Here is an 11,511-nt window from a genome sequence, read left to right on the forward strand (position 1 = left end):
TGTAAGGAAATTAATTGGAACGACTATAAGTTCAATGTTTAATAATTAATCCCACCAATATGTTTGTCTTTGAAAAGGATAAGTAGGCAAAGTAATTCTGTTTCCACCAAAATTTTTGGCTACAGTTTGCCAATTAATCGCAACACCTAATATATACAATTGTGCTAATCCTGATGTTAGTAGTTGCCAATCATCTAATTCATGATTGATTTTCGTAAAAATAACTGTTTGATTTTCATTTGATTGTAAGCTCGACTGGTCGTTAATTTCCCAACAAATTTTAGCGACATCTAAATCAGCAACGGGATTAATAAGCATCGATGCTGCTAAATCTAATAGGGGTTTTTGTACTTCAGGAGAATTAATAACAGTAACTTTAGGTTCACTATTGAGATTTACTTTACCTTGCCAAAATTCTGTAGGTGTTTTTTGATTGATAAATTGCCTTAATTTGCTTTGTAATTCCAGGGTAGAACTTGCGGTGAGGGCTAATCTATGGTTAAAATGCGATCGCCCTATATTAACGGTTAAACAAATGTCTTCTAGGTTAAGATGGGGATTTTTTTCTAGATATTCAGTGTAATTGGTAACTAGCTGTTGTAAAGCGGGTTTATTTCTGGCAGAGAGGCTAAATAAATTACTATCTGGTCTAATAACGGTATGACTGTCTTCCATATCGGGAGCTTCTGAGATTATTACATGGGCATTTGTCCCGCTCAAGCCAAAAGCACTGACTCCTGCAATACGAGGTTGTTCTTTTTTCTCCCAAGACAAGTTATTTTTGGGTAAGATAAAGGGCGATTTTTGCCAATCTATTTGGTTATGGGGTTGTTTAAGATGGAGATTAGCAGGAATGGTTGATTTTTGCAGAGATAAGACCGTTTTGATCGAGCTAGCAATACCTGATGCCGATTCTAAGTGACCGATGTTAGTTTTAACCGCGCCTAAAATTAATTGCTCATTATAGGCAAAGACTGAGCTTAAAGCTTCTATTTCAATTAAATCTCCTAATGATGTTCCCGTACCGTGGCTTTCTACATAGCTAACTTGGGATGGCTTTATTTTACTATTCTTCAATGCCTGCTTAATTACCGCTTGCTGCGACAAACTATTGGGGGTGGTAATACTGCTAGTGCGCCCATCTTGATTAACCGCCGAACCTAATAAAACAGCTTGAATATTATCTCGATCTGCAATAGCATCATCTAAGCGTTTCAAGATGACAATGCCACAACCTTCCGAGCGTACAAAGCCATTAGCAGAGGTGTCAAAAGTTTTACATAGCCCATCAGGAGAGAGCATTTTAGCCTGAGAAAAGTTAATACTAACTTGAGGCGCAATGAGGCGATTTACACCTCCTACTATAGCTAAATTTGATTCGCGATCGCGTAAACTTTTAATTGCTAAATGTACTGCAACTAAAGATGAAGAACAAGCAGTATCTAAAGAAATACTGGGCGCAGTTAAACCATAAAAGTGTGATAAACGCCCCGAAGCCAGACTATGGGTATTACCTGTAGTTAAATAAGCATCGATTTGGTTAGGGTTACGATTGAGTAATTGATGCCAATAGTCTGTACCACAGATACCAATAAAAACCCCTGTAGCAGTTCCTTTAAGCTCTTCTGCGGGGATAGCTGCATTTTCTAAAGCTTCCCAACTTACTTCTAACAGTAATCTTTGTTGGGGGTCAAGACTGATTGCTTCTCTGGGTGCAATACGAAAGAAAGCAGCATCAAATTCTTTTAAATGGGGGACAAATCCACCGTAAGCAGTACAAATTTTACCAGGGGTGTTAACGGCATCACTACAATATTGCTTTAGATCCCAATGTACTTCAGGTACTTTGGTGATAGCATTACCACCTTGAGATAATAATTGCCAAAACTCTTCAGGATTATCTGCGCCAGGAAAACGACACCCAATTCCGATAATCGCTATCGGTTCATGTTTCGCTTTTTCCAAGGTATCTATTTTGTCTCGCATTTGTTTTAATGCCAGTAGAGCCTTTTTCGTAGGTGAGAGATTATCTGATGCTGCTAAACTTTCCACAGGTGTTGGTGTTAGATCGGGTTCGCTTAAACATTTATTGAGTGTGATAGCACAAGGAGAGGGAGATAAATTTTATTTAAAAGCAGGGGGTAATCATACAGACTTGAATACTAATACTTTATTTTCGCTCCAGAACCAGGATTTTGAATATCTGCTGTAGAGACGCGATATCTCACGTCTCTACGACTTGGGGAACCTCACGCCTATTACTACTTTTTCAGCAAACCCTATATGTGATAAGATTCACGGGTTATCTCTTTTCTCAACGAACAAATTGGGGCATAATTTCGGCTGCGGTAAATAAACCACTCATACCACGACGTTGCAGAGCAATACCCGCTTTCAAATAACCAAAAGCAGGGCCACAAACATTAGCAGCCATGCTAGTTTCATCGCCTAGAGTAAAAGTATGGGTAGAAATTTTGCCTTCAAAAGTACGTCCTGTAATCTGAACATTAGTACTAAGTGGTTTTTGAGGATTGCGAGTATCTACCACACCACCCACTGTAACGCGATCGCGACTACAGATACCAGCCAATTCCAACATAATATCGTCAGCGTGTTCCATATTTTCTAGAGCAATAATCCCGTTGGTTTTATCCAGCAGTGCTGATACCTCTTCATCAGTCATGGCTCTAGCGGTTTCCACATCGTATTCAGGCATATGGGCAATATCTTCGCGAATTGTAGCGCGATAAGCTTCCCAGTTAGCAATACCCACGCCAAAAGTAATTTTAACGCTGTGAATTTCCCCATAGCTTTGGGCTGCTACTGCTGCTGCTGCGGTTAATAACCCAGGTGTGGCACCACAACCCGTTAGATATGTGATACCCGCTTGTTGTAACTCGGTTTGTAATTCTAGTAATTGTTCCACTGCGCTGGTGCGTTTGAGCGCGTCTACTAATACCCCTTGCCAACCAGACTTGATAAATTGTTGGGCGACATCTGCCATAAAAGTATTGGGTAAGTTGGGTAATGCCAGAAAATAACCGTCTACCTGTTTGTTAGCGAGTAAGTCTTGAATACTATGACTACTCAAAACACCATTGGGTTCTAAATAGCCTACAGAGCCTTGTTGATGATAGCTTTTGATAACCGCATCAGAATTTAAACCAGTGGGGTCATAAGCGTAACCTTGCTTGTCTGCTGCTGCTACCCAGGACATTTCCCCTTTAGGTGTTAAAACTTTGGCTGCTGCTTGTCCTAAACCGCCAAAACCGAGGACTCCTACCTTAATTGGAGAATTGATTTTATCTACAATCATTTTCTTCTTAAATCATCGCCGAATGAAATATAGCATTGCATATTTGTTGCTAATTTACTCTTTGAATTTATTAACTGGCTCAACCTTTGTATAGATTTATTAACTGATTATTCTTTTTTATACTATTTATACTTGACTAGAAACATAAGGTAAGGAAAACTTAGAAAATAATAAAGTAATCCACCTACCCATTATTAATTTTTGATAAAATTCCAATCATAATGCTGTGATAGCCAAAGATAAGTATTTTGCTAAAAACTTAGGCAATCTATTGATTTCTATCTATTGCAACCCCACTTTATTAACCAATTAACTATCGAATAATCGACCATGAATGTAGAAACTCTTGAATTTATTATCTATCCCGATGGTCGGGTCAAAGAAACCGTGACTGGTATTGTTGGGGCATCTTGTCAAGAGGTAACAGCAGCAATTGAAGAACAACTTGGGGTAGTAGTTTCTCAGCAATCAACTGCGGAATACTACGCTCAAGAAGTTACTCAATCAACAAAAGTAAATAATCAAAATACTTTTAGTGGTTGGTAATCAAATTAAAATTCTGGTTTCCTTATCCAAATAGTTCCTTTAAACAACCCAAATATGTCTCATTTTAGTAATATCAAAACCAAAATTCGGAATCTGTCTTCTTTAAAAGCAGCCCTTAATGATATGGGTATTGAGTGGAAAGATAGTTCTGCACCCATCAGAGGCTATCAAGGTCAAACTAGAGACGCAGAAGTAGTAGTTGAACAAGATAACAATTACGACTTCGGCTTTAGTTGGAATGGTAACGAATACGAATTAGTTGCAGACTTACAATACTGGGAACAGCCTTTAACTGTAGATGGTTTCCTCAGAAAAGTGACTCAGCGTTATGCTTATCACACCGTAATGGAAGAAACTACCAAACAAGGCTTTGAAATCTCCGAACAACAAAAAAATCAAGATGGTTCAATCCGTCTAGTATTGCAACGCTGGAGTGCGTAAATGTCTGATGATTTTATATCTACCCCCGAACCTACTGGCTTTGAGCCAGAGCTAGGGGGGGGTTTTTCGAGACGCGCCCGAAAGAAATGGTTTTGAACCAGAGTTAGGGGGAGTATTGCGTCAAAAAGGTGCTTATGTGGACGAAACTACCTGTATTGGCTGTAAAAATTGCGCCCACGTTGCTCCTGACACATTTTATATTGAACCCAATTACGGGCGAGCGCGGGTATTCAATCAGGATGGAGACTCGGAAGAGATGATTGACGAGGCAATAGATACTTGTCCTGTTAACTGTATTAACTGGGTAGACTACACAGAGTTAAAGAAACTAGAGAAACAAAGAAAGAATCAAGTTATGAGAAATCTTGGCTTGCCTCCAAAACGCTAAACCATTTATTATTTATCTCCCGCAAACCTTAAAGCGGGTGCGATTTTAACCAGAGTCTTGCTCTGGTTCTTGCTTTCTCATACGTGCGTGATAGCGAGGAAATCTCTGAAATTGTATTTTTGACCTACTCTACCATGAGGAGTTGTTATGTCCGCTAAGGGTCAGACATGAGTTATAAGCCATGTCAAACTAGACTGAGTTTTGTCGGCATTGCTGATCGATAATGATTTTTAGACTAGGAATCGATGAAATAGCTGGATTTTGCAATTTCATCTTTAACTGTTGAACATTACATTTCAGCAACGCCGTTTTGTAACAAGCGGATAAGTGTTACCCTATTGTGGTTAATGAGATAGATACAGTTTTTGTCTGGGAGTCTAAAGGAGATTATGTTCATAATCGATGTCGTGTGCGTATTTATTGGATTACCGAGGAAAAAGCCGTCATAATCGCCACAGATGTCACTAAAAATCCAGGTAGAAAAGTCGCTAACGTCAGCAAAGAAATAATTAGTTTTTTCAGCAATCTCTACAATCTAGTTCCTGGTAAAACCATGTTAGTTGAACATTATCCAATGAGTAATTTGCCTGATGGAGATATCTATTTACAAGTACTATTCGTAAACAAAGAAGCTATGAGATATGAGATTGGCAGAAATGAGTTAAAACAATTGCTAGGTAAGCCAATACAATAGGAGTAATATAGACAAATTTTATACTAGTGCTTATTTGTGATTAAAGACGATAAGTAATTCACGAGTAACTCGTCATTACCTCTTTAAAAGTAGCAAGTACCGCTTCGCTCAAGTAGCAAGTAGCAAGTTTGTCTTCTTGTAAGTTAAAAGCAATTATTTGATCCTTCTTATTTGAGTTACTTGCTACTTGTTCCTTGCTACTTGCTACTTGCTACTTAAACCATACTTCGGGCTTTACTTATTACTTATTACTTATTACTTATTACTTATTACTTATTACTTATTACTTATTACTTATTACTTGAGCCTCGTTGGGCGTGGTAATAAAGTCAGTCTTGGCAAAATTAACTGAGCTTGCTCAATGACTAATCGAAGCAATTCTAACTATTAGCTAAGGGATAAATATCGATTGTATCGGTCAGTTATTTGATTCTTCAGGATTATAATGCTCATCGGTTTAGTCATTACTTCTACATCTGCATCAACTTGCGACTGAACCATTTTCTCCATCCCAATCATAGCGGTTAGAAAAATAATGGGAATAGAGCAAGTAGCCTGCTTGGACTTAAGCATTTTATAAACAGCTATTCCATCTAAGTTGGGCATTACTATATCCAGCAAAATCAAATCTAGCTTTTCTAGTTGCGCTTTGGCAATCCCCTCTTTGACCGTTGACGCGGTTATGATTCTCCAGTTATTATCTTGTTCTAAAACCAACTTAACTAGAGTTGTATAATCATCGTTATCGTCAATAAGCAAGAGGCTTCTAGAAGTCACGAGCAATTTAGCTTTTTTTTGTAAGGTATTGCCTTCAAACCCTTGATGGATTTAGTTATCTACACATATTTTCCTTAGCGTCTCATATTGTCTGTGCTTAAGTCTGTCCGCTAGCGGATATTAATTAGATTGTCGGTTTGCTTAGGGTATAAAACCTAATATAGGTAAAAAATGGGAGCAAAAACTAGTAATCAATCATCAATGTCTAACTTATATCGTTTAGTATTCGATCCTTCTCAGCAAACAGCAGATACAGTTAGATTAACCAAAGAACAAGAACACTATTTGAAGCGAGTTCTCCGTTTTCAGAGAGGCGATCGCTTTATTGTGATAAATGGTCAAGGAAAATCTTGGCTAGCAGAGTTAAATGGCGCAAATGCTCATTTACTCGAAATAATCTCTTTAAAAACTGAATTAGCGGTTAATTTAACTCTTATTACTGCTTTACCAAAAGGTAACGGTTACGAACAGGTCTTAAAATGTGGTACAGAATTAGGAGTTAGTCAGTTTATCCCAGTAAAAAGCGATCGCTCTTTATTAAAACCTAGTAGTAACAAAGTAGACAGATGGCGCAAAATTGTTACAGAAGCAGCAGAACAAGCAGAAAGAGAAATCGTACCTCAAATTATCGAGCCTTTACCTTTTAAACAAGCTATTACCGAATTAATACCTCAAAAAAGCAACAGCTATATATGTGTCGCGCGAGGCGATTTTCCTTCTCTTTGGAGTTGTTTGCAAACTTCCCCACAATCAGAGATTGCTATTGCTACAGGTGCAGAAGGTGGTTGGACAGAAAACGAAATAAAAATAGCGCAAACTCAGCAATTTAAGTCAGTTTCTTTAGGTAAATCTATTTTACGTGCTGTCACTGCTCCCATTGCTGCTGCGACTTTAGTTAATGCGATCTTCAATGAAAATAATTAATCATTTACCTGGATATTAGTTAAATCTGACAAATTATTGGGGAATACTAAGATCGACAATTTCTAATTTTACCTGTAATGTTCTCAATTTCTACTATCAAACATTTGTTTATTTTAGGTACTGCGGTAACTGCTTCTGTGATTGCTGCTGAATCGGCAATTGCGGTGTCTACTTTTGGTATTAATAATGATGTCAAAAAATTTACCGCTACCGATAATGAAGATACTTTAATTAGTGATGGCGTAGCAGTAGTAAGTAATGGCAACACTAATGTTTATATTGGCACAAACCAAGTAAATAATAATAATCAAGACCCAATTTTAACTAGCTTTACTAATGGTACGAGAGATTGGGTTTTCACGGATATCGAAACCACTGGTGCAGATGCTAGAGGTATTGCTTTACTGTGGGATGGAAATAATGATTTATATGCTGCTTTTACCACCGATGGAACTCAAGGAGATGCTAGCAATGATTTTCGCCGTTTTACGACTAATGGCTGGTTAAATAGTTATGGTCAAGGGGGAGGCGCAAAAGCTACTGTATTATTAAAAATTGAACTCGATCGGATTAATTCTAGCGACCCCAATAATATTACAGGAGTGATTAATAATGGAACTTTTGTTTCTGCACTGTTAAGTAATGGTAAGACTAATACTTTAGTTCCGACAAATATGTCTTTTTCAGGAACAGAGCTTGTTTTAGAAGCACAGTCATTTTTTGCTCCACGTAATACTGATGCTGAGAGAATGACTCAAACAACTTCAGGTATTTCTTCTCCTTTTGATTACACCATTACCTTTAATGATAGTTTAACTCAAGCCAATAGTGCGATCTCTCCTGGTTGGGATAATACTCCTGTTTCTGCTGCTGTTCCTTTTGAGTTTAAATCTAGTTTAGGATTGTTACTTAGTCTAATTACTTGGGGAATTGTTACTAAGAAGGAGTAATGTTTTGGACATCAGAACATCACGACTTCTTTACCCCAATTTTTAATCAGGTTGCTATAGTAGTCATGATTTAGTCGTTGATTCATGGAATGAGGATTATTATGAATAAACAAGTACTAACAGTTTTAGGATGTTCTGGTTCAATTGCTTTAAGTTTATTAGCAGGTAATGCTGCGGAGGCTAATACAAATAGAGAGTATGTTTTTTCTGCACCAGGTACTAATCAAGAGTTAGCGGATATACCTGCTAGCAATACAGATTATCCTTTTTTTGATTGTTCTTGTAATGGTTATGATGCAGATACGATGGAAGCATTAGATCGAGAAGGAGATAGAGCAATTGCTCGTTATGGTTGTGATTGCGCTGGTTGTAGACGTTTAGTCCGCAGTTTGGAAAAAACACAAAAAGTGCAACCTAGTGCTATCGAATAGGTTGTTTTGTTAGTCCCGTCAAGTCCTTTATCGTTGAAGGAGGGCAAACTAAACGGGACTTGTACCCATCGCATCTTCGTATAAACGGGATAACATGGGTAGGGACGTTCCACGTCACGTTCGTATAGTGGTTAGTAGTTGGTGATTGGTTATTAAATATTAATAATAATCAGTCATCTTTTTTAGTTGACCTATTACCTATTACCTTAAACTCTTACTGCTTTATCTTCATATTTTTAATTAAACAATAGCTAATAGATAGAGCAAAAATACCGATAGAGATTGCTATCATATCTTGACTATTTTGCTTGGCAAAATCAAAGATAATGATTTTTCGTGAAACAGCAATCAAAGCCGTAACAATTACTAGCTCCACATGAATAATATTCTTTTTTAAATAAGCTGTGATATTTTCTAGTAGCTCTAAAGCAATTAAAATATTTAAAAATAAACCAAATAGTTCGATAATGCTTCTATTATAGAAACCCGCAGGATCTTTAGCACTAATATCTTTACCTAAAAGATAAATTAGATCGAAAAGAGCCACAGCAATTACTATTAGTAAGGCTATAGATAAAATTTTAGAGACTAATCTCTCAACTATATGAATAATTTTTAAAAATTGTTCGTCACTTTCATTACTAAATATTGCTTTCCAGAAGTTTTTTAGCAAGGCGATCTCCTCAATATAATTTAAATTTTTAAATTCCGCTCTAGAAAAAAATGGATCAAAGGTATCATAATTAAGATAGTTTCTACTCAATTAAGCTATATAGACTCTATGGCATTTGCATCTGTAGTACGTGCGATCGCAAAATCTACTCTGACTAAAGAATTAGTTTCTAAACTAAATCATAATGGCTCTTTGTTACTCAATGGAATTTCCCGTTTACCGAAAGGCATAGTTACGTCGGGTTTGGCTAATGTGGCGGATAAAAATCTGTTGGTAGTATGTCCCAACCTAGAAGAAGCGGGGCTTTGGGCTGCTCAATTAGAGGCGATGGGATGGCAGAGTGTTAATTTTTATCCTACTTCTGAAGCGTCTCCCTATGACCCTTTTGACCCCGAATCAGAGACAATTTGGGGACAGATGCAGGTTTTATCGGCTATTGGGAAGCAAAAATTAACAAAGACAGCTATTGTCACTACAGAGAAGGCTTTACAGCAACATTTACCACCACCACAGGTATTTGCTGATTATTGTCTCTCTTTGCAGGAGGGAATGAGTTTAGATTCTAAGGAATTAGATACTGCTTTAGCTAAATTGGGTTATGAGAGGGTTTCTCTGGTAGAAATTGAGGGACAATGGAGTAGAAGGGGTGATATTGTTGATATTTTCCCTGTTTCGGCAGAACTACCCGTGCGTTTGGAGTGGTTTGGGGATGAGTTAGAACACATTAAAGAATTCGATCCTGCAAATCAACGTTCTTTAGATAATCTCAAAAATTTATTATTAACTCCTACTTCTTTTTCTAATATTATTACTAATACTATTTTAGAGAAAGATTTTAGTTTAGAAGAGTATTTATCTGATGAAGAGTTAGAGGGTTTATTAGAAGGTAATTATCCAGAAGGGATGCGTCGCTTTTTAGGTTTGGCGTTTGATAATCCCGCCTCTTTAATTGATTATTTACCAGCAAATACTATTATTGCTATTGATGAAGTCGAACAAAGTCAAGTAAAAAGCGATCGCTGGGCTGCTAATGCTGAGGAACAATGGAAAAATATTAAACCTCACCTGCCGAAAGTGCATGATATTTTTGAAGATAACTTAATTTTTAGCAATGAATTTAAAACAATCTATTTATCAGAAATTGCTGAAGAAAATCCTCGTTTACCTATAGATAATTATGCAGATATCCCCATAGTTAATCTTTATAGTCGTCCTGTTCCTACTACTCCTCATCAGTTCGGAAAATTGGCAGCTATCTTAAGAGGTAGAAAAGAAATTTATAGCGGAATCACTTTAGAGAAATATAAATCTTGGTTAGTTTCAGTACAGCCGACTCGTTCTGCTGCGTTGTTACAAGAACATGATTGTCCAGTACAGTATATTCCCAATCCCCATGATTTTAATGCTATCGAAAAAAATCAAATTCATGGTACAGCAATTGCGGTTAAGTATTCAGGCTTAGCGGATTTACAAGGCTTTATTTTACCTACATATCGGATTGCTATTGTTACAGATCGAGAATTTTTTGGACAGCATAGTTTAGCTACTGGGGGTTATGTTCGTAAACGCAGAAAAGCTACTTCTAAACAGGTTGACTTGGACAAATTACGTCCAGGAGATTATGTAGTTCATAAACATCACGGTTTAGGAAAATTTCTGGAATTAGAAACTCTCTACAGTAGGGAATATTTAAAAATTCAATATGCAGATGGATTATTAAGAATTCCCGCCGATTCTTTAGATACAATTGCTCGCTACCGTCGCACGGGTAAACGCCCGCCAGTACTTAATAAAATGTCCGATAAGTCTTGGTCAAAAACTAAGACTAAAGTGCAGAAAGCAATTAAAAAGTTAGCAGTCGATTTATTAAAACTGTATGCAAAACGAGCTAAACTAACTGGTTATGCCTATCCCCCTGATAATCCTTGGCAAAAAGAATTAGAAGATTCTTTCCCCTATCAACCTACACCAGATCAATTAAAAGCAGTTCAAGATGTCAAACACGATTTAGAAAGCGATCTTCCTATGGATCGTTTAGTTTGTGGTGATGTTGGTTTTGGTAAAACAGAAGTTGCAATTAGAGCTATGTTTAAAGTAATTACTAGCGGAAATAAACAGGTTGCTTTTCTTGCTCCTACGACAATTTTAACTCAGCAACACTATCACACTCTTAAAGAAAGATTTGCAGCCTATCCCATAAATGTTGGTTTATTAAATCGTTTCCGAACTGCTTCTGAGAAAAAAGAAATAATGAAACGTCTTGCTACAGGAGAGTTAGATATTGTCGTAGGAACACATCAGTTATTAGGTAAAGATATCAAGTTTAAAGACTTAGGAATGCTGGTAATAGATGAAGAACAAAGATTTGGTG

General features: G+C 37.1%; 12 protein-coding genes and 1 pseudogene. 9 read left to right on the forward strand and 4 right to left on the reverse strand.

Features of this window, described 5'->3' with window-relative positions; genetic code table 11:
- Positions 1–45 precede the first annotated feature (45 nt).
- Positions 46–1,986, reverse strand: coding sequence for a type I polyketide synthase (locus H1P_RS03170; protein WP_144864093.1), 1,941 nt, complete (start codon positions 1,984–1,986; stop codon positions 46–48).
- Here H1P_RS03170 and H1P_RS37205 point away from each other — a divergent pair.
- Positions 1,976–2,212, forward strand: coding sequence for a hypothetical protein (locus tag H1P_RS37205; RefSeq protein WP_222426902.1), 237 nt, complete (start codon positions 1,976–1,978; stop codon positions 2,210–2,212). The genes H1P_RS03170 and H1P_RS37205 overlap by 11 nt on opposite strands.
- Positions 2,213–2,314: 102 nt before the next feature.
- Here H1P_RS37205 and bioU read toward each other — a convergent pair whose 3' ends face one another.
- Positions 2,315–3,316 carry a (S)-8-amino-7-oxononanoate synthase BioU gene (gene bioU / locus H1P_RS03175; RefSeq protein ID WP_144864074.1) on the reverse strand — a complete coding sequence of 334 codons (1,002 nt, stop codon included), beginning with the start codon at positions 3,314–3,316 and terminating at the stop codon, positions 2,315–2,317.
- Positions 3,317–3,646: 330 nt separating this feature from the next.
- On the opposite strand from bioU, the gene H1P_RS03180 reads away from it, so the two are divergent.
- From H1P_RS03180 to H1P_RS03195, 4 genes and pseudogenes are all read left to right on the forward strand, one after another.
- Complete coding sequence (locus tag H1P_RS03180; protein ID WP_144864076.1) at positions 3,647–3,862, forward strand: DUF2997 domain-containing protein; 216 nt, start codon at positions 3,647–3,649, stop codon at positions 3,860–3,862.
- 54 nt (positions 3,863–3,916) lie between these two features.
- Positions 3,917–4,303 carry a DUF1257 domain-containing protein gene (locus H1P_RS03185; RefSeq protein WP_144864078.1) on the forward strand — a complete coding sequence of 129 codons (387 nt, stop codon included), beginning with the start codon at positions 3,917–3,919 and terminating at the stop codon, positions 4,301–4,303.
- Positions 4,304–4,691, forward strand: a pseudogene (locus H1P_RS03190) (ferredoxin).
- 340 nt (positions 4,692–5,031) lie between these two features.
- Entirely contained in the window at positions 5,032–5,385 is a 354-nt protein-coding gene (locus tag H1P_RS03195; RefSeq protein WP_144864080.1) for a hypothetical protein, read from the forward strand.
- Between the two features lie 387 nt (positions 5,386–5,772).
- Here the strand turns inward: H1P_RS03195 and H1P_RS03200 are convergent, their stop codons facing one another.
- Complete coding sequence (locus H1P_RS03200) at positions 5,773–6,162, reverse strand: response regulator (protein WP_144864082.1); 390 nt, start codon at positions 6,160–6,162, stop codon at positions 5,773–5,775.
- Between the two features lie 171 nt (positions 6,163–6,333).
- Between H1P_RS03200 and H1P_RS03205 the strand changes: the two genes are divergently transcribed.
- From H1P_RS03205 to H1P_RS03215, 3 genes are all read left to right on the forward strand, one after another.
- Positions 6,334–7,086: a 16S rRNA (uracil(1498)-N(3))-methyltransferase gene (locus H1P_RS03205; RefSeq protein WP_246141447.1), complete on the forward strand. Its 753-nt coding sequence runs from the start codon at positions 6,334–6,336 to the stop codon at positions 7,084–7,086.
- 77 nt (positions 7,087–7,163) lie between these two features.
- The gene (locus tag H1P_RS03210) at positions 7,164–8,036 is read left to right on the forward strand and encodes a hypothetical protein (RefSeq protein ID WP_144864084.1); all 873 of its coding nucleotides are present in this window, start codon (positions 7,164–7,166) and stop codon (positions 8,034–8,036) included.
- A 101-nt stretch (positions 8,037–8,137) separates the two neighbouring features.
- Positions 8,138–8,467, forward strand: coding sequence for a hypothetical protein (locus tag H1P_RS03215; RefSeq protein WP_144864086.1), 330 nt, complete (start codon positions 8,138–8,140; stop codon positions 8,465–8,467).
- Between the two features lie 214 nt (positions 8,468–8,681).
- On the opposite strand, the gene H1P_RS03220 is transcribed toward H1P_RS03215, so the two are convergent.
- A complete protein-coding gene (locus tag H1P_RS03220) occupies positions 8,682–9,146 on the reverse strand; it encodes a phosphate-starvation-inducible PsiE family protein (RefSeq protein ID WP_144864096.1) in 465 nt (154 codons plus the stop codon).
- A 102-nt stretch (positions 9,147–9,248) separates the two neighbouring features.
- On the opposite strand from H1P_RS03220, the gene H1P_RS03225 reads away from it, so the two are divergent.
- A partial coding sequence (locus tag H1P_RS03225; RefSeq protein WP_144864088.1) for a DEAD/DEAH box helicase occupies positions 9,249–11,511 on the forward strand: 2,263 nt, incomplete at its 3' end.

The sequence above is a fragment of the Hyella patelloides LEGE 07179 genome (assembly GCF_900659865.1).
Lineage (GTDB): Bacteria > Cyanobacteriota > Cyanobacteriia > Cyanobacteriales > Xenococcaceae > Hyella > Hyella patelloides.